The sequence below is a fragment of the Paraflavitalea sp. CAU 1676 genome (genome assembly GCF_029223285.1).
Lineage (GTDB): Bacteria > Bacteroidota > Bacteroidia > Chitinophagales > Chitinophagaceae > Paraflavitalea.
In genome coordinates this window covers 400767-427003 of the sequence record NZ_JARHUJ010000002.1, presented here as the reverse complement: position 1 = coordinate 427003, position 26237 = coordinate 400767, and the positions used below count along the sequence as shown (strand labels likewise).

23 protein-coding genes are annotated in these 26237 nt (G+C 51.8%); 13 read left to right on the top strand and 10 right to left on the bottom strand.

Annotation, left to right across the window (positions count from 1 at the left end; translation table 11 throughout):
• The first annotated feature begins 32 nt into the window (after positions 1–32).
• The 6 genes from P2H89_RS06470 to P2H89_RS06445 are packed head-to-tail and all read left to right on the top strand — an operon-like array spanning position 33 to position 9337.
• Entirely contained in the window at positions 33–1241 is a 1209-nt protein-coding gene (locus P2H89_RS06470) for a CmpA/NrtA family ABC transporter substrate-binding protein (RefSeq protein WP_275825763.1), read from the top strand.
• 19 nt (positions 1242–1260) lie between these two features.
• Entirely contained in the window at positions 1261–2046 is a 786-nt protein-coding gene (ntrB, locus tag P2H89_RS06465) for a nitrate ABC transporter permease (protein ID WP_275825762.1), read from the top strand.
• Between the two features lie 44 nt (positions 2047–2090).
• Complete coding sequence (locus P2H89_RS06460) at positions 2091–2966, top strand: ABC transporter ATP-binding protein (protein ID WP_275825761.1); 876 nt, start codon at positions 2091–2093, stop codon at positions 2964–2966.
• Positions 2967–2988: 22 nt separating this feature from the next.
• Entirely contained in the window at positions 2989–4284 is a 1296-nt protein-coding gene (locus tag P2H89_RS06455; protein ID WP_275825760.1) for a NarK family nitrate/nitrite MFS transporter, read from the top strand.
• A 50-nt stretch (positions 4285–4334) separates the two neighbouring features.
• Complete coding sequence (locus P2H89_RS06450) at positions 4335–7850, top strand: nitrate reductase (RefSeq protein ID WP_275825759.1); 3516 nt, start codon at positions 4335–4337, stop codon at positions 7848–7850.
• Positions 7847–9337 carry a rubredoxin gene (locus P2H89_RS06445; protein WP_275825758.1) on the top strand — a complete coding sequence of 497 codons (1491 nt, stop codon included), beginning with the start codon at positions 7847–7849 and terminating at the stop codon, positions 9335–9337. The genes P2H89_RS06450 and P2H89_RS06445 overlap by 4 nt, the downstream gene beginning before the upstream one ends.
• A gap of 22 nt (positions 9338–9359) precedes the next feature.
• On the opposite strand, the gene P2H89_RS06440 is transcribed toward P2H89_RS06445, so the two are convergent.
• From P2H89_RS06440 to moaA, 8 genes are read right to left on the bottom strand one after another with little or no spacing between them, the layout of a single operon-like run.
• Entirely contained in the window at positions 9360–9965 is a 606-nt protein-coding gene (locus tag P2H89_RS06440; RefSeq protein WP_275825757.1) for a molybdenum cofactor guanylyltransferase, read from the bottom strand.
• 52 nt (positions 9966–10017) lie between these two features.
• A complete protein-coding gene (gene moaCB, locus P2H89_RS06435) occupies positions 10018–10929 on the bottom strand; it encodes a bifunctional molybdenum cofactor biosynthesis protein MoaC/MoaB (RefSeq protein WP_275825756.1) in 912 nt (303 codons plus the stop codon).
• 3 nt (positions 10930–10932) lie between these two features.
• Positions 10933–11373 carry a molybdenum cofactor biosynthesis protein MoaE gene (locus P2H89_RS06430; RefSeq protein ID WP_275825755.1) on the bottom strand — a complete coding sequence of 147 codons (441 nt, stop codon included), beginning with the start codon at positions 11371–11373 and terminating at the stop codon, positions 10933–10935.
• A 19-nt stretch (positions 11374–11392) separates the two neighbouring features.
• Complete coding sequence (locus P2H89_RS06425) at positions 11393–11653, bottom strand: MoaD/ThiS family protein (protein WP_275825754.1); 261 nt, start codon at positions 11651–11653, stop codon at positions 11393–11395.
• Positions 11654–11707: 54 nt separating this feature from the next.
• Positions 11708–12448 (bottom strand): sulfite exporter TauE/SafE family protein, encoded by a 741-nt coding sequence (locus P2H89_RS06420; RefSeq protein WP_275825753.1) that lies wholly within the window; start codon positions 12446–12448, stop codon positions 11708–11710.
• A gap of 20 nt (positions 12449–12468) precedes the next feature.
• On the bottom strand, positions 12469–13686 hold the full coding sequence (glp, locus tag P2H89_RS06415) for a gephyrin-like molybdotransferase Glp (RefSeq protein WP_275825752.1): 1218 nt from the start codon (positions 13684–13686) through the stop codon (positions 12469–12471).
• Positions 13683–13964 (bottom strand): Rdx family protein, encoded by a 282-nt coding sequence (locus tag P2H89_RS06410; RefSeq protein WP_275825751.1) that lies wholly within the window; start codon positions 13962–13964, stop codon positions 13683–13685. The genes glp and P2H89_RS06410 overlap by 4 nt, the downstream gene beginning before the upstream one ends.
• Positions 13965–13997: 33 nt before the next feature.
• Positions 13998–14978: a GTP 3',8-cyclase MoaA gene (moaA, locus tag P2H89_RS06405; RefSeq protein ID WP_275825750.1), complete on the bottom strand. Its 981-nt coding sequence runs from the start codon at positions 14976–14978 to the stop codon at positions 13998–14000.
• A 360-nt stretch (positions 14979–15338) separates the two neighbouring features.
• On the opposite strand from moaA, the gene P2H89_RS06400 reads away from it, so the two are divergent.
• Together P2H89_RS06400 and P2H89_RS06395 are read left to right on the top strand one after the other, a co-directional pair.
• Complete coding sequence (locus P2H89_RS06400; RefSeq protein ID WP_275825749.1) at positions 15339–17390, top strand: DUF1800 domain-containing protein; 2052 nt, start codon at positions 15339–15341, stop codon at positions 17388–17390.
• Positions 17391–17404: 14 nt separating this feature from the next.
• Positions 17405–18667: a DUF1501 domain-containing protein gene (locus tag P2H89_RS06395; RefSeq protein WP_275825748.1), complete on the top strand. Its 1263-nt coding sequence runs from the start codon at positions 17405–17407 to the stop codon at positions 18665–18667.
• Positions 18668–18866: 199 nt separating this feature from the next.
• Here P2H89_RS06395 and P2H89_RS06390 read toward each other — a convergent pair whose 3' ends face one another.
• Entirely contained in the window at positions 18867–20180 is a 1314-nt protein-coding gene (locus P2H89_RS06390) for a GNAT family N-acetyltransferase (protein ID WP_275825747.1), read from the bottom strand.
• A gap of 374 nt (positions 20181–20554) precedes the next feature.
• Here P2H89_RS06390 and P2H89_RS06385 point away from each other — a divergent pair, with 374 nt between their 5' ends.
• From P2H89_RS06385 to P2H89_RS06370, 4 genes are read left to right on the top strand one after another with little or no spacing between them, the layout of a single operon-like run.
• Positions 20555–21169 carry a GNAT family N-acetyltransferase gene (locus P2H89_RS06385; RefSeq protein ID WP_275825746.1) on the top strand — a complete coding sequence of 205 codons (615 nt, stop codon included), beginning with the start codon at positions 20555–20557 and terminating at the stop codon, positions 21167–21169.
• A gap of 9 nt (positions 21170–21178) precedes the next feature.
• Positions 21179–22159 carry an ankyrin repeat domain-containing protein gene (locus tag P2H89_RS06380; protein WP_275825745.1) on the top strand — a complete coding sequence of 327 codons (981 nt, stop codon included), beginning with the start codon at positions 21179–21181 and terminating at the stop codon, positions 22157–22159.
• 14 nt (positions 22160–22173) lie between these two features.
• The gene (locus P2H89_RS06375; protein WP_275825744.1) at positions 22174–23424 is read left to right on the top strand and encodes an ankyrin repeat domain-containing protein; all 1251 of its coding nucleotides are present in this window, start codon (positions 22174–22176) and stop codon (positions 23422–23424) included.
• An 11-nt stretch (positions 23425–23435) separates the two neighbouring features.
• Positions 23436–24197, top strand: coding sequence for a VOC family protein (locus tag P2H89_RS06370; protein WP_275825743.1), 762 nt, complete (start codon positions 23436–23438; stop codon positions 24195–24197).
• Positions 24198–24434: 237 nt separating this feature from the next.
• On the opposite strand, the gene P2H89_RS06365 is transcribed toward P2H89_RS06370, so the two are convergent.
• Positions 24435–24995 (bottom strand): hypothetical protein, encoded by a 561-nt coding sequence (locus P2H89_RS06365; RefSeq protein WP_275825742.1) that lies wholly within the window; start codon positions 24993–24995, stop codon positions 24435–24437.
• A 737-nt stretch (positions 24996–25732) separates the two neighbouring features.
• Between P2H89_RS06365 and P2H89_RS06360 the strand changes: the two genes are divergently transcribed.
• A complete protein-coding gene (locus P2H89_RS06360; RefSeq protein WP_275825741.1) occupies positions 25733–26188 on the top strand; it encodes a GNAT family N-acetyltransferase in 456 nt (151 codons plus the stop codon).
• The last annotated feature ends 49 nt before the right edge of the window (positions 26189–26237 follow it).

Sequence of the window (26237 nt, the reverse complement as noted above, 5' to 3'; positions counted from 1 at the left end):
AAACAAGATTCAGGATGAAAAAATGCAACAACATGAACCGTATTATAAAACATACTATTCTATTCATCGGCCTGGTGGTCTTATTCTCGGGCGTAAGTTCTTTTAAACTACCTACTCCTGCCCGTAAGATCCGCCTGGGGTTTATTCCCCTCACCGACTGCGCCCCTTTGGTGGCAGCAAAGGAACTGGGTTTGTTTGCCAAGTATGGCGTAGACGTTGAGTTATCGAAAGAGGCCTCCTGGGCCAATGTGCGCGATAAAATACTGAATGGCGAACTCGATGGCGCCCATTGCCTTTTTTCCATGCCCTTCTCGGTATACACCGGCATCGGCGGTAAAGCCGGGGCGGAAATGAAGATCGCGATGGTGCTTAACAATAATGGTCAGGCTATCACCCTCTCCAAAGATTTCTGCGGACTTACCGGTTTCCGCGAAGTGAACAAGGCGGCGGCGGCCGTGAAGAACGTACAAGGCAGGAAGGAAGTGACCTTCGCTATGACCTTCCCTGGCGGTACGCACGATATATGGCTGCGCTACTGGATGGCAGCGGCCGGCATCAATCAAAAATCCGTAGGCATCATCACCATCCCTCCTCCGCAGATGGTAGCGAATATGCGGGTTGACAATATGGAAGGCTATTGCGTAGGCGAACCCTGGAACGGGCTGGCGGCCGCGCAGAACATCGGCTTCACCCACCTGGCTACGCAAGACCTGTGGAAACACCACCCGGAAAAAGCGCTGGTCGTAAATGCCAACTTTGCCGCTACCGATAGAGAAGACCTCAAGAAAGTGATGAAGGCTGTTATTGAAGCCTGCAAGTGGCTCGACAATATGAGCAACCGCAAGAAAGCGGCTGGCTGGCTTACCAAACCCAACTACGTGAATGCTCCCCTGCAGGTGATAGAAGCTAGACTGGCTGGTTCTTATGACATCGGCTGCGAACTGGGCGTTCAAAAATACCGCGACGATTACATGACCTTTTACAACAATGGTGTGGTGAACACGCCGCACAAGTCGCATGGCATCTGGTTCCTGGCGCAGTATGTACGGTTTGGCATGCTGAAGACCGACCCAGACTACAAAGGGATTGCCGAGAAGCTGATCCTGGATGACGTGTTCAGTGAAGTAGCCAAAGAAATGAGTGTTCCGGTACAGCCCGACATGCAGGCCTTTAAAACGAACTACGACATTTCATTCGATCCTAATAACGTGGGCGCCTATTTAAAAGCCACCAAAAGATGATCACCGTAAAACAACAGGTATGAAAAGCATATTCTCCTATAAAACGCTGGTCTCTATTCTCTACTTCGCTGCAGGCATAGCGTTGATGGGCGGCATCTGGGAACTGATCGCCAGCCTCACCAAAAATGAGATCCCTTCTCCTAAAATGACCTGGGCCGTGTTTAAGGAAGTGATGAACAATCCCTTCCAGGACGACCCTGACTATAAAGGTATCGGCACCAAATTACTGAGCTCACTGGGCCGGGTAGCTACGGGCTTCGGCCTGGGCAGCCTGGTGGCCATTCCACTCGGACTCCTCATGGGCTCGAGCAAAGCGGTCATGAACATCATAAATCCTATGGTGCAATTGCTGCGTCCTGTGTCTCCCCTGGCCTGGTTTCCGCTGGGACTAGCGATCTTCCAGGATTCGCCCAAAGCCAGCATCTTCATGATCTTCATTTGCTCTTTGTGGCCCACGCTGATCAATGCCGCTTTTGGCGTTTCGCATATCCCACAGGATCATAAGAACGTGAGCAAAGCATTCGGTTTCTCCGCCTGGAAATATTTAACCCGCATCGTATTACCCTTCAGCCTGCCGCATATCCTTACGGGATTGCGGCTCTCGATCGGCGTGGCCTGGATGGTGATCGTTGCCGGCGAAATGCTTTCGGGCGGTATCGGTCTGGGGTATTTTGTTTGGGAAGAAGGGTTTAATGGTGGCAGCGTGGCGAAGATCCTCGTTGCGATCATCATCATCGGTATCGTGGGGTTGTTGCTGGATAAATTCTTTATGAGCCTGCAAAAGCGGTTCTCCTATGCTCAATAAATAAACCAGCCAACACCAATTATCAACCTACAAAAATGATCAGTATGCGTCAATTTCCCGTTTCTGCTGCCGACAATAAGCTGGCGGCGATCGACCAGGAGATCATCAATCCGGCCCTGCACCAGGACTGCATCGAAGTGAAGGATGTTACGGTAAGTTTCAAATCAGCCAAAGGCCTGTATACGGCCGTTCAGGATATTTCACTCACCATCAAAAAAGGTGAGATCGTGAGCCTCATCGGCCACTCGGGTTGCGGCAAGTCGACGCTGATGGGCACCATCAGCGGCATGGTGAAGCCCAGCAAGGGCACCGTCATCGCCAATGGACAGGTAGTTACACAACCGGGGCCCGACAGGGGCATCGTTTTCCAGAACTATTCGCTGCTGCCCTGGCTGAGCGTGTACCGCAACATCTATGAGGCGGTTGATGCTGCTTTGCCGCGCAAGTCGGCCAGCGAAAAGAAAGCACTGGTAGAGCACAACCTTAAAATGGTGAACCTGTTGCCACACAAAGACAAGCTGCCCGCGCATTTATCGGGCGGCATGAAACAACGGGTGGCGATTGCACGGGCTTTTGCCATCAACCCCTCTATCCTATTGCTCGATGAACCATTCGGTGCGCTGGATGCGCTCACCAAGAGCAATATGCACCTGGAGCTGCTGAAGCTCTGGAACCTCGATAACCGGGAGAAGACGATCGTGATGGTTACCCATGACATTGAAGAAGCGATCTTTTTATCGGACCGTGTGGTGGTGATGAATAACGGCCCGGCCGCCACCATCCGCGAGATCGTAGACGTGCCTTTGCCCAGGCCGCGCAACAAAAAGGAGATCGTACATGACCCGGAGTATATCCGTATTCACGACCGGCTGCTGAACCTGCTGATCGAGAAGTTTTCCATTGATGACATTCACGCTTAATGAACTTATTTAAATACTGACTATGGCCAACAATCAACCGCTTTCGACATTAAACATCTTTTCGCTGAAAGGGGTACAGATGAAAACCTTTCACATTACCTGGCTCACGTTCTTCTTCTGTTTTTTTGCCTGGTTTGGCATTGCTCCGCTGATGCCACTGGTAAGCGAACAATTGCATCTTACCAAGGCACAAAAGGGGAATATCGGGATCGCTTCGGTGTCGGCCACCATTATTGCGCGGTTGATCGTTGGCCGTTTGTGCGACGCCTGGGGTCCACGCAGAACCTATACGGTGCTGCTGGTTCTATGTTCTATTCCGGTGATGCTGATCGGCCTGGCCAACAGCTATACGAGCTTCCTGATCTTCCGCCTGGCCATTGGCGTGATCGGTGCTTCGTTCGTATTGACACAGTTCCATACCTCCGTGATGTTTGCCCCCAATATCAAGGGTACGGCCAATGCGGTAGCCGGTGGCTGGGGCAATACGGGTGGCGGCGCCACGCAGATCATCATGCCGCTGATCGCTGCGGGCTTAGTAGGCTTTGGCTGGGTAAGTAAAGAAGACAGCTGGCGTTATGCGATGGTTATTCCCGGATTCTTCCTGCTGGTGATGGCTTTTCTCTATTATCGTTATACCAAGGATACGCCACAAGGCAATTTTGATGAGATCGACCGCAACACCGGCAAGAAGGAAAATACTTTTCTGCTCGCGGCGAAAGATTACCGTACCTGGGTCCTTACGATCGCTTACGCGGCCTGCTTTGGTGTAGAGATCACGATCGACAATTTTGCAGCTACTTATTTCCATGACGAATACAGCGCAAGCCTCATCATGGCCGGACTGATGGCCAGCATCTTTGGCTGGCTCAACATCTTTGCCCGCGCCGTGGGCGGCATCGTGAGCGATAAGGTGGGCAACCGTTTTGGTTTTGCCGGCAAGGTAAACCTGCTTACGATCCTGCTTCTGCTGGAAGGCGTCGGCATCATTTTATTTGCTAAAGCTGGCAACCTCACGCTGGCGATCACCCTCATGTTCTTTTTTGGCCTTTGCCTCAAGATGGCGAATGGCGCCACCTATAGCATTGTACCCTTCATCAATCCCAAAGCAATTGGCAGTGTAGCTGGTATAGTAGGCGCTGGCGGTAATGTGGGCGCGATGCTGATCGGCTTTTTGTTTAAATCGATGAATTATGCGGATGCCTTCTTTTACCTCGGTACCGGTGTACTGGCGGTAGGCGTCATCATTTTGATCTATAGACTGGTGAGCAAGGAAGAGCCGAAAGCCGAAGTGGCGCCGGCCCTGCAACCTTTGAAGTAGTATTTGAGCAAGGACTAGTTGTGCAACGAATTGGAACCGATATATAATTTATGACTGAATCTTTCAAATCAACCTGTTGTTATTGCGGTGTAGGCTGTGGCATTGTCGTACACAAGGAGAAGAATGGCAGCATCCGGGTAGAGGGCGATCCTTCGCACCCGGTGAACAAGGGCATGTTGTGCAGCAAGGGCATGAACCTGCATTACACCGTAATGGACACCAGCGATCGCTTGCTTTATCCTGAAATGCGCTATAGCCGGCACCAACCCAGGCAACGGGTGTCGTGGGACGATGCGCTTGACCGTACCGCCGCCGTTTTCAAAACCTTTATCGAGAAGTATGGTCCTGACTCAGTGGCTTTTTATGCCTCGGGTCAGTGCCTTACCGAAGAGTATTATGTGCTCAACAAGCTCATTAAAGGGTTTATCGGCAGTAACAATATCGACACCAATTCCCGCCTGTGTATGAGCAGTGCTGTGGTGGGTTATAAGATGTCCCTTGGTGAAGACAGTGTACCTATTTGTTACGATGATATTGAACTGGCCGATGTGATCCTGGTGGCAGGCGCCAACCCTGCGTGGTGCCACCCCATCCTGTGGCGCCGGGTTGAAGCCGCGCGGGCTGCCAACCCCAACCTGAAGATCATCGTGAGCGACCCGCGGAAAACACAAACCTGTTCACTGGCCAATGTACACCTGCAGTTGAATCCCGGTACCGATGTGGTGCTGCACCATGCTATTGGCCGCTGCCTGATTGAAGAAGACCAGATCGACCATAGTTTCGTTAGTCAGCATACCGAGGGGTACGAGAAGTACCGCCACAGCGTATTCGAGCGCAGTGTGGCGGAAGCGGCCGTGATCTGCGGCGTAGAAGAATCGGATATCCGTCTGGCAGCGTCTTATATCGGCAAGGCCAAAGGTTTCCTCACGATGTGGACAATGGGCCTTAACCAAAGTGTGATCGGTGTCAACAAGAACCTCAGTCTGATCAACCTCAACCTGATCACCGGGCATATCGGCAAGCCCGGCTCGGGGCCATTCTCCCTGACGGGACAGCCCAATGCCATGGGCGGCCGTGAAGTGGGTGGCTTATCGAACTTATTGCCGGCGCACCGCGACCTGCAGAATGCGCAACACCGGGAAGAGGTAGAGCGCTTTTGGGGTGGCGGTAAGATTGCGCCGAAACCGGGCCTCACCGCTACAGAAATGTTTGAAGCGCTGAACGACGGGCGGCTCAAGGCGATCTGGATCGTTTGTACGAATCCGCTCATCAGCTTGCCCGATGTAAGGCTGGCCGAGGAGGGATTGAAGAAAGCGAAGTTTGTAGTGGTGCAGGACATCAGCAATAAACCTGAAACGCTCGCTTATGCCGATGTGGTTTTGCCGGCGGCAGCGTGGACAGAGAAGGAAGGAACGATGACCAATTCCGAGCGCCGCATCAGTTACCTGCAAAAAGTGGTAGACGCGCCGGGTGAGGCTTTGCCCGATGTGGAGATCATTTGCCGCTTTGCCCGTAAGATGGGTTATAAAGGTTTCGATTATCCGGGATTTGCAGACATCTATCGCGAGCATGCGGCCCTCACCGCCGGCACACGTATCGATATCAGCGACCTTAACTACGATATTTTAAAGGACAAGAGAAGTGTACAATGGCCTTATACCAAGGCGATCAATGGGTATGGCACACCCCGTCTATTTGCGGACAAACAATTTTACACGCCCTCCCGCAAGGCCATCATTCATACGGTAGCTGATGGCAATGAATCGGAACTGCCCGACGACGATTTCCCGTTGATCCTTACGACCGGGCGTATCCGCGACCAGTGGCATACGATGAGCAAGACCGGCAAGGTCAATAAGCTGAAACAGCATATGGGTGAATCTTTCCTCGAGATACATCCCGATGATGCAGACGCCCGTAATATCCGGGAGAATGAAGTGGTAGTGATCCATAGCCGCCGGGGAGAAGTAAGGGTAAAGGCAAAACTCACGACCGATATCAAACCCGGCGTGGTCTTCCTCCCCATGCACTGGGGCAAGGTTTTGAACAGCGATCTCAACCGCGCCAATAACCTCACCAATAACCTGATCGACCCCAAGAGCAAGGAGCCCGATTTCAAATTCAGCGCTGTGCAGGTTCAACGCTATCGCAAGCCCAAACAAAAGATCATCGTGATCGGTGCGGGCGCCGGCGCCTGTGGTTTTGTAAGGAGCTACAGGGCCCTGAATGCGGAGGACGAGATCGTGATCTTCAGCAAAGAGAATTTCCCGTTCTATAACCGGGTGATGCTGCCCGATTATATCAGCGGCACACAAGAATGGCATCAGCTGGTGAAGATGACCGACCAGGAAGAATATGATTATAATATCACCCTGCACCGTGGTGTAAGTGTGGAGCAGGTAGACAGGGGCGCCAAAACCGTTACCGACAGCCATGGCCGGGTGCATCACTACGACCTGCTGCTGATGGCTACGGGCAGCCGGGCTGCCATGCTGCGCGACATTCCTGAGATACAAGGCATCTTCACGATGCGCAGCCGCGTGGATGCCGACAATTTCAAACACCACGTGAAGGCTGAGAATGGCAAGGTGGTGATCGTTGGCGGTGGTCTGCTCGGCATAGAACTGGCAGCTTCTTTGCGCGAAGTGAATGTAGAGGTGGTCGTTATTCAACGTATCTCCCGTCTTATGGACCGCCAACTGGATCCGCTGGGCAGTCAGTTGTTGCATGAAGAGCTCACCGACAAAGGCATCGACATTTACTACAATGATGAAATAGAACGTTTCCTGGGTACACACCAGATTGAAGGCATTCGCCTGAAGAGTGGTTTGATGATCAATTGTCAGGCCATCGTTATGGCGATCGGTACGGTGCCCAATATTGAACTGGCGCGTGCCAGCGGTCTGGATTGCAAACGCGGTGTAGTGGTGGATGAATACCTGCGCACCAGTGATCCGCATGTGTTTGCTGTGGGTGAGATTGCCGAATTCAAAGGATTTCTCTATGGAATTACTGCTGCGGCAGAACAACAGGCCGATATCGTGGCCCGTTACCTGGCCGGTGACATCTCTAAGTTCTACGATGGCTCGCTGCTGATGAATATTCTCAAGATGCATGGCACCGACCTGGTGTCGCTCGGACTGGCCGAATGCCCTGCCGATCCCGCTTATGAAGAAGTGGTATTCATCGACAAGGCGAAACGATACTACAAGAAATGTATCATTCACAATGACCGCCTGGTAGGCGCTATCCTGATCGGCGATAAATCGGAGTTCCTCGAATTCCGCGACCTCATCCAGAACAAGATGGAGCTGAGTGATAAACGCCTGCAGCTGCTGCGCTCGGGCAAGAAGGCCGAAGCAGTGATCGGCAAACTGGTGTGCAGTTGCGGCAATGTCGGCGAAGGCAATATCGTGAACAAGATCAGGGAAGGCTGTACCGAACTGAAGGCCTTGTGCCAGGGCAGCGGCGCCGGACTCGGTTGCGGCAGCTGCCGCCCTGAAGTGCAGGCTATTCTTGACAAACAATTGGAGCTGATCGCTCAACCAACTGAACTTACCTCATGAAGTACACCCATACCATCAAGATCAATTTCCGGGGAGGCATCATTTCTCCCGGCGACCTGCTGAACATTCTGATCGCTGCCGGCAAAGCCGGTATTACCGACGTACGTTTTGGCTTGCGGCAGCAGTTGTTGTTTGACGTGGTCGACGAAGACTATGCCCTATTGCAGGCTGAATTGCTGCAGCTGGGCGTGGACTATGAAGTGGACGGCGACCGCTTTCCCAATATGGTGAGCTCCTACCCTGCCGAAGAGGTGTTCATCAACCAAACCTGGTTGAGTGAGGGTGTGTACAAAGATATCTTCGACCTGGTCGATTATCAGCCGCGCCTGAAGATCAATATCTCCGACAGCAACCAGAGCTTTACGCCGTTGCTAACCGGTAATATAAACTGGGTAGCCTCTGCCGATGCCCAGCATTTCTGGCACCTGTTCATCCGCTTTCCACGCACCAACGTGATCTATGAATGGAGCGAAATGGTGTATACCAACGATGTGGCGCGCATGTCGAAGCATATAGAAGCATTGATCTTTGAGCATGCCGGTCAATTCTACGACAACGCGCAGGCCAATGGCGATGAGCTGTTCAAACTGGTTACCCGGGAAAGTTATATCACCAAAACCGCCGGGGCGCCGGCCAGGCTACCTTCGTTCAACCTGCCTTATTATGAAGGGCTGAACCGCTACCACGACAAATACTGGCTCGGCATTTACCGCAGGGATGAACTGTTCAGCATTTCGTTCCTGAAAGATATTTGCCGCTTATGTCTCCAGACCAAGATCGGTTTGCTGTGCTCGACCCCCTGGAAATCGCTGATCATAAAAAACATTACGGAAAAGGATCGTCACCTGTGGAACAACCTGCTGGCCAAGCACCAGATCAATGTGCGCCATGCTGCCAATGAGCTCAACTTCCAGGTGGAGGACAACTGCCAGGAAGGGTTGCAATTGAAGCATTACCTGTTGCGTCAACTGAACAATGATGACACCCGCACTTTCGGTATTTGTATCGGCATCAAGACCCGCCGCAAAAGCGAGGTGTTCAGTAGCATTCTCGTGAGGCGCCGGCCATTGGTGCGCATTGCGGGCATAGAATTGTTTTTCGTATACGATATTTTGTGTGCGCAAGACTTCAACCCCAACGAACGTACCGGCACGGTGTTCAGCCAGAATAACCCGAAGTTCCTGCTCACCGAACAGATACGCCGGGCCATCTTACAGTACTATCGCCAGCAACTCAACTCCATTTCTGCCAGTGAAAAAGCCGCTGCGCCCAAGAAGGAAGCTCCTGCCGTGAGCGAGCGCAAGGCACAGGTGTACCAATGCAAGCACTGTTTCTCGGTATACGACGAGACTTTTGGAGAACCAGCCAACGATATTCCGAAGGGAACAGCTTTTGCGCAGCTGCCGGCCGGTTATTGCTGCCCTGTATGTGAATCGGGCAAGGAAGATTTCAAGCTGGTAACGAAGCCGGGTGTGCAACTGGCCTGACCGGGAATTGCCGGTGCGCCGGTTACAGCCCATTCAACTCAGCATGCGCGTTGAAATTGCGGAACGACCGTTCCTGCGCGGGTGGTATTGGCAGGTAATGCCCATCGAGTTGTTGCAGCATATATTTCATACTGAACTTTTCTAATTGCCGGGCCTGACAAAGCTGTAAGATAATTGCCAATGCCCGGGCGCTGTAGATAGCGCAAAGCGGCTCGGCCTGGTCGTGGTTGGTGTACAGGCAGGCATCTTTCGAGGGCGCATCTGAACCTTCTTCACATAAGGCCTGCCAGGCTACCAGTAATTGTTCCAGCACGGGCTGCTCCATCAGTGGCATATCGCAGGCGAGTACGAACAGGTCATCCTGCGGATACAGCTCATGCGCACTCAGCACACCCAGTAAAGGCCCTTTCAGCGCAAGCTGTTCATCATCTTTCACCAACTGTTCTTCAACAAATATGGATGCATAGGTTTCGTACTGGGCAGCATTCACCGATACTACCACAGGCAGGGAAAGGGCTGTCAGCTTTTCGCAGGCCGTTTGCGCCCAGTTGCGCGCCTCGAGCCTGATGAGGCCTTTATCGGTTCCCATACGGGAGCTTTGTCCGCCAGATAATACTACACCCACCATGATCGGTCGTTTTGTATTTGGTTCGTGTATAAAGCTATTAAAATCCGCCCGGTTAATCGTGCCGCATTCCTTCTGCTACACGGAATATGTGAATGATATAGGGAAACAGGGCGTCCATCGTTTCGATGGCGCCACGGGTAGAGCCCGGCAAGGTAATTACCAGCGAATTGCCGATAAAACCTGCTACGCCCCTGCTGAGCATGGCGTAGGGTGTGCGCTCCTGGCCATAGCTACGGGCGGCTTCCATGATGCCGGGTATATTGCGATCGATGAGTGGTGTGATGGCTTCGGGTGTTACGTCGCGCGGTGAAAGCCCGGTACCACCGGTAAACAATATGAGGTTATACCCTTCATTGCTGAGGGCGCCGGCTTTTTCCTGTATCAGGGCAAACTCATCGGGGATGATCTCGTAGGTGGCTGTAGCGAGGCCGTGTTGCTGCAGTTTATCGATGATCGCTTTACCGGCAGCATCCTGTTTGGAACCCGCCGCCACACTATCGGAACATACGATCACGGCGCAGCGGAGGCTGCCGGTGAGGCTTTGTTTGAAATCGGTTTTGCCGCCTTTCTTCTCCTGCAGGGCTATAGAAGTAATCTCGATGCCTTTGTCGATGGGCTTGAGCATATCGTACATGGTAAGCGCCGTTACGGACGCTCCGTGCATGGCTTCCACTTCTACCCCGGTCTTATAGATGGTGTGTACTTCTACCGAAATAACTACCGTCAGGTCCTCGATAGCATAGGTAATAGCCGTGTACTCGACCGGCAGGGGGTGACAATCGGGTATCACATCGCTGGTTTTCTTAACGGCCAGCAGTCCGGCTGCCCGGCCAAATTCAAATACATCCCCTTTCGGCACCAGCCTGTTCTGTATGGCGTGGATCGTTTCGGGCTTCGATACTTTGAGGCGCGCTACTGCTATTGCGATGCGCAAACTGCTAACCTTGTGTGTGATGTTGACCATGCTTTAGCTATTTTCCTTCCACTGGTGGGTGGCGTTGTCAAACAATTCCTTTCCCCAGATGGGCAATTCTTTCTTGATGCGTTCTACGACCTCTTCACAGGCATCGATGGCCGCCTTGCGGTGGCCAGAAGAGGTAAATACAAAGAGGCAAAGCGCTCCCGCTTCGATCCTGCCGAGGCTGTGGTGTATATGCATGCAGGTAAGCGGATATTTCTGAAAGATCTCTTCCCGGATCACGTGCATTTTCTCCAGCGCCATTTCTTCGTAGGCGGTATAGTCGATGGCTACAACTGTTTTGCCATCCACCACATCATTCCTCACCTGCCCCAGGAAGATGCTGTGCGCGCCAATATTTGTTTTCGTGTTGTGCTTTTGGATGCTGTCGGCCACAAAGGATGCCGCAATGGGTCCCTGCACAAATATATTCTTCACCTTTTTTTCCATAATGATTGCGATGAAAGGGTTAGCCACCCGAATAGGGAGGTAATAAGGCAACGACGGCATGAGGATGAAGGACCATATTGTCGGATGCAATATCCTTATCGACCGCTACCAGGTAAGGCAGTTGCTGCAAGGTAGGGAACCGGGCTTCCAGCACGCGGCGTAAGGAATCGGTATCAGCCACCCAGTCTACGTCGATGGACTGACTGCCGGCCATTTCCGCAAACTGGCCAAACAGCCGGATGTTGATGGTATTGGTATGTACGCTTGCTTGCTGTTCCATTGCCCCACAAAACTACTACTTTATAGCGGTCGGACGGAGACCTGTTTCTCCCCACTATGCCTGGGTAAACAGGAGTTTGAATACAGCCAGCAGCAATACTGCTGCCAGTATGTATTTCAATACACTGTTTTTGAATCGCGCAGCACCCAGCCAGGCCCCTGCGAGGCCGCCAATAAAGGCGATGCCAATATAGGCATACATGGACGGAGTGAAGGACACCGATTTAGTGAGCTGACCAGCGAGACCAGACAGGGAGTTGACGAATATAAAGATGGCGCTGATGGCCGCCGATTGCTTAACGTCGGTCCACCGCAGTAGCAGTAAAACAGGCGATAGAATAATGCCTCCGCCAATACCGATAAGGCCTGAGAGCAATCCGATAGCACCGCCAATGATGAAGAGCCAGGTACGGTCGGCTTCCTTTAATTTGCCACCGTACTTCGAATCGGGCATCAGGAACCGGATTACAGAGATCAGCAATACTGCGCCCAATATTCGTTTATAGATGTGTGCGTCGATGGTGATCATGCCCCCAATAAATGCCATTGGTATGGATGCCAGTACCAGCGGCCAGCAGATCTCTTTTCGAAAATGCTTTGCGCGGTAAAACTGGAAAAAGGATACGCCGGCTACAAAGAGGTTCAATACCAGCGCTGTTGGTTTCATCACTGCCGGCGCTACGCCAAACAGGGCCATCAGGGCGAGGTAGCCACTGGCGCCACCATGACCTACCGAAGCGTATAAAAAAGCGACCAGTAATAACAGGCAGTAAAAGAGGATTTCCGTTGCTCCCATAAGTGTAGATAGATCTTCAGTTATTGCGGCAATAAATGTACTTCAACCAGGTCGCCTTCACTCACCGTTTCTATCGATTCGGGCAACACGATCAATCCATTGCAAACGGCAAACGAATGCATGCGGTACGATTCCTGCGCCTGCAGCACTTTAACCCCCTCGTCATTTACGTATCCTTTGAGGTAGTGTGTAAGTCCCGCTTTCTTGCTGTAATCGTTCAGCAGGGGCAACTTCACCGTGGTGAGGTTGGTTTGCCCATACCCCATCTGCTCGCGGATGCAGGGATATACATACTCATAAAAGCAGGTGAGCACCGAGGAGGGATTACCGGGCAAGCCAAACACCTGTTGCTGATCACGTACGCCAAAGAAGAGCGGCTTACCGGGCTTTTGTTTTAGTTTATGGAACACGGGCGTTACGCCACAGGTTTCGAGGGCTTTTGCCACATAATCGTAATTGCCTACACTTACGCCGCCTGTCAGCAATACCATATCGGAATTACCGAGCGCCTGCGCTATGATGTGCAGTAGCTGGTCGAAATCATCGGCTACCGACAGGAAGTTAATGTGGTGGATCTGCATTTGCAGCAGCGCCATGCGCAGGGTATAGGAATTGGATTCGTATACCTGCCCAAACTGAAGGGGTTTGCCGGGCGCCTGCAATTCATCGCCCGTTACAATGACGGTAATGCGTGGTGCAGGATATACCGGCAGTTCGCGAATGCCCATGCCGGCGAGGTACCCAATGGCTGCCGGCGTCAGCAAGGCGCCTTGTGGCAAAGCCAGCGCCCCTTCGATGATCTCGGAGCCCACCGCCCGTACATTCGATCCCTTGGCGAGTTCGGCATCTTCGATGAGAAGGCGATCACCATGCACCCTTACCTTCTCCTGCATCACGACGGTATCGGCTCCATCGGGCAGCGGTGCACCAGTAAAGATGCGCGCAGCCTGGTGCGGGGCGATGGACAGTCTGCTGGTGGCTCCTGCCGCCATTTCGCCTGCTATTTCCAGGTGCTCCTGTTGTTGCCATCCATCAAACTGCAGTGCATAACCATCCATGGCCGATTGCTCATAAATGGGTATGGAAACCGGGGCGTACAAGGTGGTGGCTAATACGCGGCCCAGGGTTTGCTCGAGCGGTGTATTGACCGCTGTTCGCAGTGATGTATGCGACGATATCAGCTGCCGCGCTTCCTGCACGGGCAGCATTCCGGGTGTTTCTTGCTTTGGGTTCATCATTTCTTATCGGAATGGCCAAGGCTTTTGGCGGGGTTCACTACATCACGTACCAGTTGTTTCAATTCTTTGATCTCGGGAAAGTGGCCGGTTTCCTTGCGGTCGAACACGACCTCGTCGTTGATGTATACAGTATAGCGGCCGCCTGTTTCGGAAGGCAATAAGGTTACGCTTTTAAGTTCTTCGCTGAAGGTGGTGAGCAGTTCCTGTGCCATGTAAGCGGCTCTCAGCATCCAGCCGCACTTGGGGCAGTACTCAATGGTAATGGTAGGTTTGGTCATGCAGTACAGGTTATTTATGGTTTGGATACAGGCTTATCCTCCAATAGCGATCATGGAGCGATTCTGTATACGATCCGGATCGAGATGATCAAGGTCTTCCCCCATCTGACCGCCTCTTTCGGCAGCCTTGTTGGCGATACATTCTTTGATGAGGGGTACCAGGTCTTCTCCTCTGCGCAGGGCGCCCAGCAGGTCGGTCTCGGTTTTGGAGAACAGACAGTTCTTCATTTTGCCATCTGCCGTCAGCCTCATCCGGTTGCAATCATCACAGAAGGGTTTGGTCATGGTGCTGATCACCGCAAAGGTGCCTGTATGACCAGCTACCTGGAAGTTCTTGGCTGTATCGTGCTTTTTATGCTTGATCGGTTCAAAGGCGTATTGCCTGCCGACAATTTCGAGTATCTCATCCAGACCGATCACTTTGGCATGATCCCAATGGTTGCCGGTAAAGGGCATGAATTCGATAAAGCGGATGTGCAGCGGCAGGTCTTTGGTGAGTGCCACAAAATCGTTGATCTCGCCATCGTTGATGCCTTTCATGGCCACTACATTCACCTTTACGCGCATTCCCTGCTGTGCGGCCTCCAGGATATTCTTGTATACCTGATGGAAATGGTCGCGGCGTGTAAGGAATTTGAACGTTTCTTCCTGCAGTGTATCGAGGCTGATGTTGATAGAGCGTAACCCGGCGTCCCGGAGGTCATCGGCAAACTCGTGCAGGCGCACTCCGTTGGTGGTCATGGTAAGCTCCACCGGATATTTACCAAGGTGGCGGATAATGGTGCCGGCTTCTTTGCGCACCAGCGGTTCGCCACCGGTGAGCCTGATCTTCTTTACGCCCAGTTGCACGAACAAGGCCGCAATATGATCGATCTCATCGGGCTGCATCAGGTGCTTGTGCGGCATGCAGGATATCTTTTCATCGGGCATACAATAGAAACACCGCAGGTTGCAACTGTCGGTAAGTGAGATCCTCAGATAATCATGAACCCTCTTATAAGCATCTATCAACATGCACTACTGGTTGAATATAAGACTTTTGAAATCTATTGTCGACCCTTCACCGCTGCATCTGGAAGATTGCTGCAGCGACCCCCTAAAGATACCTCATTATTACTTGGCAACCATGGTTTGATATTCTCATTTGCGGCCCCTGGTTAACAGGCGGTTAATAAGGCCAGCCCAATAATTAAATTTAAAATCACGTTAAACTTCTCCCAGCGGGCAGGGTCTGAAGTGAGTGGCAAGCGTTAAAGACAGTCCGGGTAAGACCGGAAGTGTGTTTTATTCATTTGTGGCTTCTTTTTTGTCGCCTATACAATGACCCCGATCAGCAACCGACAGTATTGAGTTCAACCAGCAATAAATCCTCATATGAAAAAAGCGATCAGCATTTTCAGCAACAGCTTCCTGGTATTGGTAATGGGCGCCATCGCCTGTTCCTTTGCGCTGCGACCTGCTGCGGAGAATGTTCACTTCAGTTTACCGTATAAGAAAGCCGGCCTTACCGAAAGACAGGCTGCCGCACACCTGCTCAACCGGTTTACCTTCGGGCCAAGGCCTGGCGATGTGGACCGCGTGGTAGATATGGGCCTCGAAAAATGGCTGAAACTACAACTGGAAGCCGGCCTCACCAGCGATACGCTGCGCCAGCTGCTTGTTCCTTTCGACGCTCTCCAGCTTACCAACGAAGAGATCTCCGACATCTATCCCAAGGGAGGCCAGCTCGTGCGCATGGCGGTGCGTGATGGATACATCAACAAAGACTCCGTCAACGATACGGACCAGAAGGCTTATCGCGAGAAATTGCAGGCGTATATGAAGGAGAAGAACATGAAACCCCTGCAAACCCTGTATACGCAACTCTTCAACCAGAAAATACTGAGGGCCACTTATTCTGAGAACCAATTGCAGGAAGTGCTCACCGATTTCTGGTTCAACCATTTCAATGTTTCGCTCACGAAAAATGATTGCGGTCCGTACGTATTGCCCTATGAGCGGGATGTGATACGCCCCAATGTGCTGGGTGATTTTGAAAAGATGCTGGTAGCTACCGCCAAATCGCCGGCGATGTTGTATTACCTCGACAACTTCACCAGTATGGGTGAAGAGGTGGCGGCGGCCAATCCGCGTGCCGCAAAACTGCAACAGGCTATGGAAGCCCGTGCTAAAGAAATGGAATCGGATACTTCAGCCAAAGCAATGGCTTTTAAAAAGCAACAACAACTGCGCAAGACCCGTGGCCTCAATGAGAATTATGCGCGTGAGGTCATGGAGCTGCATACGCTGGGTGTTGATGGCGGATATTCGCAACAGGATGTTACCCAGGCTGCGAAAGTACTGACCGGCTGGACGGTTTATCCCTTCAACGACTACGGCGCCAATGCTGCCCGCAAACAACTGGAAAGATTGGGTGAAGAAAAAATGGCCCGCCAGGGATATGTGCGCGACGGTGATTTCCTTTTTGCCGCCAACCGGCACGACATCAGCAACAAAGTAGTGTTGGGTAAAAAATTCAATGGCGGTGGTTATGAAGAAGGGGTTGAATTGCTCGATATGCTGGCGCATCATCCTTCTACTGCAAAGTTTATCTCTAAAAAGATCGCGGTACGTTTTGTCAACGACAATCCACCCAAAAGTCTCATCGATAAAATGGCGAAGACCTTCCTCGCCAAGGATGGCAATATCCGGGAAGTGTTGATCACGATGGTTACGGCGCCCGAATTCTGGAGCAAAGAAGCGTTGCGCGAGAAAACGAAGTCGCCCTTTGAACTGGCCATCAGTTCGGTGCGCAACCTCAACGCCACCATCAGGCAGCCATACCAATTGTACAACTGGATCAACAAGATGGGACAGCGCCTTTATTATTACCAGGCGCCTACGGGCTTCCCCGACAATGGTAAATACTGGATCAATACCGGTTCTCTGCTGAACCGCATGAACTTCGGCCTGGCGCTTGCCTCTAACCGCATACCCGGCATTACAGTCGACCTGTATGCCTTGAACGATCACCACGAACCTGAAAGTGCTGAAGCAGCCCTGAGCACGTATGGCAAAATGATCATGCCCGAGCGCAACCTCGCGCCCTCGATCAAATTACTGACGCCATTGCTCAATGCGCCCGACCTCGATAAAAAAGTAGACGAAGCCGCCGGCAGAACGACCAGCTCGCAACAGGCCAACATGATGCAGGCTAATGAAGAAGCAGTCGTGATGGAAGAGGCATCGGAGGCCGGTGCACCTGGCAAAATTGGTGAACTTGCCAAAAAAGGCAACGGCAACAAGGTTCGTAAGAATCCCGACAAAATTCCGAAGAACCCCAATAAGAGCAGTTATGCTGTCCTGCCCATGGCGAAAGGCAACAATACGATGTTGTCGCAGGTAGTAGGTATCATTATTGGCTCACCGGAATTTCAACGCAAATAATAAACCATCATCTTATGTCTAACAGAAGAGCATTTTTGAAATCAGGTGGCCTGGCCTTGTTTGGGATCGGCGTAGGTGGCGTACCTACGTTCATTGCCCGGGCAGCCGAAAGCCAGAAGATCATTGGTCCTTATAAGAAGAACAAGATACTTGTCTGCATATTTCAACGGGGCGCGATGGATGGCCTCATGGCCGTTACGCCTTTTACGGATGACTACCTGAAGGCTGCGCGCCCTACCCTGTTCATGACAGCCGCCAAGGCCAGCATGAACGGGCAATTGATCGACCTCGACGGGCGCTTTGGCCTGCACCCATCCATGTCGGTATTTGAGCCTTTGTTCCGCGAAAAAAGACTGGCCATTGTGCATGGCATCGGCTCGCCCAACAATACGCGTTCGCATTTCGATGCACAGGATTACATGGAATCGGGTACCCCTTTCAACAAGGGCACTTCGAGCGGATGGCTCAACCGCGCGGTAGGCTTGCTGGGGCACGATGCCACGCCCTTCCGCGCCGTGAGCCTTACCTCTTCCATGCCACGTTCTTTTTACGGCGATAACCCTTCAGTGGCCATCAGCAACCTGCAGGATTTTGCCATCCAGATGCGTGGTAACCCGGCAGGTACCAACCTGGCTGCTAAAAGTTTTGAAGACCTGTATGATCAAACTTCCTCTGCCCTGCTCAACAAAACCGGCAAAGAGAGTTTTGACGCCATCAAGCTGTTGCAGAAAACAGATGTCAAGAATTACAAGCCGGCTAACGGCATAGTATATCCAGCCAGTGCGCTGGGCAATTCGCTCAAGCAGATCGCCCAGCTCATCAAGATGGAAGTGGGCATGGAAGTAGCTTTTGCCGAATCCGGCGGATGGGACACCCATTTCAACCAGGGCGCCATGACGGGTATCTTCTCCCGCAACGTGATGGACCTCAGCAATTGCATCCAGGCGTTCTGGAGCGATCTTGCAGCCTACCAGGATGAGGTTACCGTTATGACCATGACCGAGTTTGGCCGCACCGTAAAACAGAACGGCACCGGCGGCACCGACCATGGCCGTGGCTCCTGCAATTTCATCCTGGGCAATGATGTAAATGGGGGCAAAGTGCATGGTTTGGTGAATCCACTGGCCGTAGAGAATCTCGAAGACGGTCGCGACCTGGCCGTTACCACCGACTTCAGGGCCGTATTTAGCGAAGTGGCCGACAAGCACCTGCGCATCAACAACGATACGGTGCTGTTTCCCGAATGGAAGGGACAGAAGATCGGCGTGATGAGTTAATCATTAACCAGCCACATAACCTTTCACTATGCAGGGGTCGTAATCCGGATAAACCCGGGGAGCGGCCCCTGAGTTTTTGGCGTAGCCTCCCGGACTCACGCGTGGTGACGACTGCAGATGATGTACATGAGCCAGAAGATGGAATGGAACAGGTTGTTCTTTTGAAAGAGCGTTCGCAATCCGTTTGCTTTTGATGCTATCATTGGGTTTCTCCCGCTTTAAGCTGCCTGTCTTTGATCAGTGCCATGATGGCGAAACGTCCAAAGTACTGGGCCCAGCCCATACCGGTAGAGTCATGGTGTATGTCTTTTATTGACAGGTCGACGCCTGCCTGCAGCGCCAGTTTGGCGAGTTCCGTATCGTTCCTTTCTGCAGCTATATGCAACAGGGTGCCTTTAAAATCATAATAGGTTCTATTAACGACAGCGGGGTCGTTATTCAATAAGGCGGCAGCGCGATCTTTCCAACCAAGGTCCCAGGCATTCAGCGGCGTGCAGGCTGCGCCTTGTTGCAATAACCATTCGGCGGCAGCCGGTTGTTTGAAATGGGCAGCCAGTTGGATCAAGGTCATGCCATTGGCCAGTGGCTCATCCAGATCCTGTGTTGTAAGTTCCTTGCCTGCCGTCTCCATGGCAGCAATATTTCCCTTGCCCGTGGCTTCAGCCAGCAGTACTATTGCGGGCGATGGTGGTCTTGTAATATAGCTCCTGTCGAGCAGCCACCACGTGCATCCAAAACTGATGAATCGGAAGCCTACCTGCTCGTAGGTGCGCCGGCCGATATGGTTGGCATTGAGCATTACATAGTGATAGCCCTTTGCAAAAGCAAACTGACAGGCAGCCGCTACGATCGCTTTGCCGATACCCCGGCGCTGGAAGATGGGCAATACTCCCACATTGTACATGCCCGCAATGCCCAGTGCGCCCGTGGTGAAGAAAAGGCAGGTTTGTCCCACGATCACGCCATCGAGCCAGGCAACAAATCTTTGCGCCCGGCCGGGATAAGCCTTGAACAGGGCATCCGAAAAAGCGCCATGATTGTCTCCGTAAGGAAGTCCGGCCACGTCATGAATGTTGGTGTCATTATCGGCACGTATCTCCAGTCCGGCCGGCATGGCAAAACCAGTTTGGAGGGCAGGTCGCTCGACCGCCATCCAGCAGGGCTGCCAGCCCGGCTGGAAGCCCCGTGCCAACAAATAGATGCCGATATTGGAAGGCTTCGGCGGCTGGAGCGACCAGTAGCCGATATTTGTCGCATCGTGCGCCCGGTAATCTTCCATCATAGCATCAAGGTGGCTGCCCACATTGCCCGTAGAGAGTTCAGGGAATGCTACCGCCGATCCGTTGGCCGTCGTCCAGGAATAGGAAAGCCCATCGATGGTATTAACAAAACCACCGACCGCTTTCGCGTTGCAGGAAAACAATTGACGGTGATTGTCGGCCACGGCCTGTTCCAGTTGTTCTTTGTCTGCATTGCGCAATACCATGGTTTGATTCGCCTGTGTGGTACCCATCGTTGATTGATTAGGTGAGGGGAACGGCGTTAGCCGGTTGCATTGTAAATCTAATTGAAAAAGACCTACACCCGGTGCCCATCTTTGGCGCCTGTTCCGCATTTCCCGGTAATCGGGCTGTTCACGTAATAAACCGGTCCGGGCATCAAAAATGTTTTTTTGAGCAGCCGCTAAGCACCAACTTCAGGATACAGGCTGCTGCCATCGGTTGGCCAGACTGTAAAGGGAAAGTATAGCCAATCAACAGTGCTCAACAGCCCGGCCGGGCAGCCCTGTTTTATTGCCTTTTACCCATTCGAAAAGCGTACCGGTGCCGGCAATTGGTTAACTTTAAAGTAACCGCTATTGCATTTAAAAGCTGTTACGTTATAGTCATGAACCGCATACAAATGAGCATCGGCCGATTCATCATGGGCCTTAAGCGCCCTACTAAAGCAAGCAGTCTGCGTAGGCTGCGCGAATGGGGCAATACCCTTGAATCGTTCACGATCCGCGAAACAGAAGCTAAAGACATCCCGGCCCTGGTGGCGCTGCATGTTCAAACCTGGGCCGATACCTATTGGACCGTCCGCAACCCACCTACTTATGAAACGAGGGAAAGCCAGTGGCGGGAAATTTTCGCCAACAAGGATGGCAGTTGGTTTTGCTTTGTAATCCAAAACCGGGAAGGAAATCTCATCGGCTTTGCACACGGTGTGAAGTACGCGCATGAAGACCTGCCCGATTTCAGCGGTCAGCTAAGCCAGATCTACCTGTTGCTCGAATACCAGCGCCTGGGTCTTGGCCGTCTGCTGATGGGTCATGTTGCCCGCAAATTCCTCGGCATGGGCATCGGCTCCATGGTCCTTTTTGGCGTTCCGCAGAACCCCTCCAACCGTTTCTATGAAACATTGCGCGGTGAGCGCCTGTACGATAAGAAAGGCGAATTTCACGGAGGCTATGGCTGGCCCGACCTGGAGAAACTTGCCGCCATTTGCCCCATCGATTAACCGGTACATATGATCAAGCCCATCGAATTGAGTGTTGAATTGCCCATGAGCATTCCGGGCGGCCTGTCTACTACCACCAAGGTATGGGAGGTGTTGGAGGCAAGTCATGCCGGTAACCTCGACAAGGTAAAAGCTCTGGCGGCTACAGAACCCGGACTGCTGTACGCCCAATACAATTATACCCCGCCCATTCATTTTGCCGTACGGGAAGGGCACCTGCCCCTCACGGAGTATCTATTGAACCAGGGAGCGCTTGACCTCACCTACCGAATTTATCCTTTTCTCGATACCCTGCTCACCATCGCCCTCGACAGGAACCACCATCATATTGCAGCGCTCTTACAGGAATACCTGCACGATGACGCGCATGTAAAGTACCGCGGTGATCATGGTGAGATACACTATAACCGCAGCGAAGAGGCCAACGCTTTTGAACAAGCCGTGGACGAAGGAAGGATCGACGAAGTGGCTGACCTATTGAAAGGCAATCCCGCCCTGGCGCAGGACCTTACCTTTTTCTGGAGTGAAGGTATTTTGACCATGCCGGCCAAAGATGGCAATTATCCGATGATTGAATTGCTGATGCAGTACGGCGCGGTGGTGCCCAAAGTGCTGAAGTGGGCGCAGTTCTATTACCTGGAGCGTTACGAGCAGGCAGCCTTTTTGCTGGAAAGGGGCATGGACCCCAACACCATGAGCTGGCATCATGTAACGGTATTGCACGATATGGCGCAGAAGGGAGAGCTGGAAAAAGCACAACTGCTGCTGAAGCATGGCGCGAGGCTCGATGACATAGACGATGAATACCAGTCGACCCCACTGGGCTTGGCTGCGCGCTGGGGACAGGCCGAAATGGTAGAGTTGTTGCTCGATAGCGGCGCCGACCCTAACAAAAGCGGGGCACCCTGGTCTACCCCACTTGCCTGGGCCAACCATAAAGGACATGTACATATTGGCAACCTGTTGCGTGCAGCAGGCGCCCAATCATAAACGCATCAATAACCATGAGGCTCGAAGCGTTACCTATTACGGCCCGTATCGGCGAGTACGAAGCACAGGGTGTGGCCTTGCTGGCTGCCTATGGCGCCGGCGATAAAAAGGCTATGCGCCAGGTTAAGGAAGGCCACCCGGCATGGTGGCGTTTGACGGACAATGAATTTCTGCGTTTGTCGGTAACACCCGCCGATATTCAGTTGGTGGTGGCCTGGTTGTATTCGTTTGAAAGCTGGGATGAACTGGTGAGCTGGAATACAGCCGTCACGACCAGGGGTTCGGATGTTCAGGTATTTGAGCAGGCCGTAGACGCCATCGTGGAGGGCAACATTTCCTTACTGAAGGCCTTGTTGCAGGCAAATCCCACGTTGATCAGTGATAGGTCGGTGCGTTCTCATCACTCCACCTTATTGCATTATTGTGGCACCAACGGTGTGGAGGGATACCGGCAAAAGTATCCGGCCAATGGCATTGAAGTATTACAACTTTTATTGGCAGCAGGTGCGGAAGTAGACGCCGTGGCCGATATGTATGGCGGCAGCACCACTTTTGGTTTGGTAGCTACGAGTATTCATCCTGCCAAGGCAGGTATACTGATACCCATGCTCGATTTGCTGATAGCAGCCGGTGCGAGCTTCTCGCACCCACGCATAGCCGGTAATGGCGATTCGCTGATCAACGGATGCCTGCACAACGGCCGCCCCGAAGCGGCCGATTACCTGCTCCGCAAAGGAGCGCCTACCGATCTGGAAGGGGCGGCCGGTACGGGACAACTGGACCGGGTAAAGGAGTATTTCAATGCCGATGGTACGCTGAAGCCCGATGCTACCCGCCATCAGTTGGAAAATGGCTTTGTCTGGGCCTGTGAATATGGCCATCCGCAAGTGGTGGCCTTCCTGCTCGACCGTGGCCTCGATCCCAATATGGCGGTAGATGGTATGTATGGGCTGCATTGGGGACTGGTAGGCGGCCATGCGGCCATTATTGAATTGCTGATGGACCGTGGGGCTTCGCTGTCCGTTCGCAACAGCTATGGCGGCAATGCGATCGGCTGTGCCATTTGGGCGCTTGCGAATAGTGATGAAGTATACCGCTGGCCCGAAGGACCGGTGGATTATTACGCGATGATGGAGTCGATGCTGCAGCGAGGTGCTCCCATCGATGAGGGCATGCTCGGCTGGCTGCAGCACAACAGCGATTTTACCCCCGAGCGGATCGGCCGGCTCGATGCACTGTTTCGCCGGTATGGGGCCACTACCTAAACAGATGAGTTATGGCAGCATCCAAACATAGTACACCGCCGGCAATAACGGCTCCGGTAAGCCGCACACTGCTGGTGCGCGATACAGAGAGCAGCATTGCATTTTATAAAGAGGTGCTGGGCTTTCAGGCTGATGCAACAGCTGCTGGTGGCCAGGAGGTCATCCTGGTTAATGGTCCGGCGCAGATCGTGCTAGAACAGGTGGCCAACGACTCCACTCCCCCTCCCTCCCTCGTTTATTTCGAAGTGAACGATGTATGGACGACGCATGCCGCCATTACCACCCGCGGCGGCAAGGCAACTGCCCCGGAAAAGGTGAACTGGATCAAGGTGGAGTTCTTTTCCGTGCAGGACCCCGATGGTCATATACTTTGGTTTGGCAAATCGTACCATGAGTTCTATGAGCAGGTGCATAGCGAAGCGGGTGTGGGCCAGCTTAGAAAGATCATGCCCGAAATGCCGTTGACCAACGTGCCCGCCGGCATCGCCTATTACCGCGATGTGCTGGGCTTTAGCATCAATTACGCACAGCATGACCTGGGCGTTATGGACCGCGACAGTGTACGTCTCTTACTCATTCAAAGAACGCCTGTGCATACCGGCATCGGCAGCTGCTGCTGCTACATCCGCGATGCGGATGCCCTGCACCGCGAACTCATGGCCAAGGGTGCGTCCATACCTGCTCCGCCCGTAAGCCATCCCTGGGGTTTGCGCGATTTTACCGTGATCGACCCGGAAGGCAACCGGCTTAGTTTTGCGCAGACGTTTGAATAATTCCCGCCGACTATAAAAAATGAACCCTTCAGATCCTTGGATTTGAAGGGTTTGTAGTTTCAAAGAAACTATTTTGCATTTCCTATTGGTCTTCAATTGATTGCTGCATAATAACTTGTGTCGGTTCGAAAAGAGAGGTGCACAAATTCAAATAGGTTCAGGTATCGAGGGTTTGGGGCTTTGCATTCGGTCGGGCTCCCTATAATACAAAAGGCATGTAAGCGGCTATATCGGTCACTATTCAATCCATCTCATTTTTGAAAAAATTAAGGAGCCATTAGGCAAAAGTATGTGGGCAGCACCATAACTACTTGTGTTTATTTCGTCAAGAAAAATATACTCCACGAACTTGCTTTCTTTTTTGTCATAAACCTTTATTTCTCCATTTTGAATTAAGTCAAGAAGTGTCCAATCTAATGCGTCCGTAACATAAGCGTATTCACTTTTTTGATTTCTAATTCTAATTATTGTACTATCCTTACTTCGGAAATTAATGGTACTATCAGGAACTAATTCTGTCCCTAAGGTGTCAGGAATTATAATTGAATTGCTTTGATACTTATTTAGATAGTCAACAACTTGTCTGTAAATAAAATTATTGTGTTCAGCAGTATCTTTTTTGTTGCAATAGTCTATAAGAGAGCTTTTACTAAATATGAAATTGGCAACTTGCGTCTCATAAATTACTTCATTTTTATCATTAAAGCCTGAAAGTCGAATCCTTTGTTTGTCATGTCCGCTACATCCTATAAAAAGTAAGGTCAGTACTGTTAAATATGTTTGAAGTGTTTGTTTCATGCTGCCGCTTACTCGTAAATATACGCAACTTACTGAGCTCTAAACCAGCTTTCATTAAAGTCGCCTGCAAAATGCTCTTGCTTAATCGTTCTCGATGTATAGCAGGATATTTCCACCTATTTCGTTAAACTAAAGCAAAACAGGTTTTATAACGGGTATTCGCGTACATGCAATTAAATTGGCAAATAAGGCCGGTGCAAAAAAGTAACATTGGTAGTTTGTTTAGGCTATTAGCGGGTAAAGGCTAAACAAAATCAGAAGGAGCTCGCTTTAATCCTTAAGAAAATATATACAGATGATGTTGTGTTTTATAGAATGGTAGATCAAATGACCATTGCAGTTACTGCCACTTTCAAAGCTGTTCAGGATGCGGTTGGTCAACAAGGATCAATGAACCCTTCAAATATTAAGAAGGCAGCAAAACTCCTGAGTATCACGCAAAGAAATTTATTGAACTTGAAAGCCGTTGTGTTTACCTGGCCGGTCAATTGCAAATTGTAATTGATGAGATTAGCCCGACAAGCGTTAGGTAAGAGATGTAAATATTTAACAAGGCTTTCTGCCTATTAGGTCACGTATAGTCCGCTTGTTATTGCCTGCTATAAGCCTCAGGGTTGCACTGATACCCACTGCACAGTGCAACCCCCAGCATGTGAACCACTCCTATTCCACCCACACTCAATGAGTTACACGAATTCGGGGATCATCTCCACGTTATTTTCTGGCTATATTTGCACATGCCCTACCTCGTCCAGATCAAAAAAGCCACAAAAACCGACCATCCTATATTGATCGATATCTGGGAAGCCTCGGTACGGGCTACCCATCACTTCCTCACCAACGAAGACATTCTTTATTTCCGGGAACGCATCCTCGAACTATACTTCGACCTGGTCGATCTGTATTACCTGCACCTGCAGGAATACGATTCCGTGGCCGGGCTGCTCGGTATTCACGAAGGCAAAGTAGAAATGCTGTTCATTGACCCGAAGTATTTTGGCCGGGGCTATGGTCGTTTACTGATGGAGTTTGCCATAGACGAACACCAGGTTACCAAAGTGGATGTGAACGAGCACAATCCCGATGCGCTGCAATTTTATGAGAAGCTGGGCTTTTCCGTGGTCAACCGTCTGGAGAAGGACAGCGAAGGCAAAGACTTCCCCATCCTGCAGCTGGAGCTGCGCGAGAAGTAGTCACCTCGGGCAAACCATCATTAGGAGGCTCCAACAGGCAGGCAGCAAC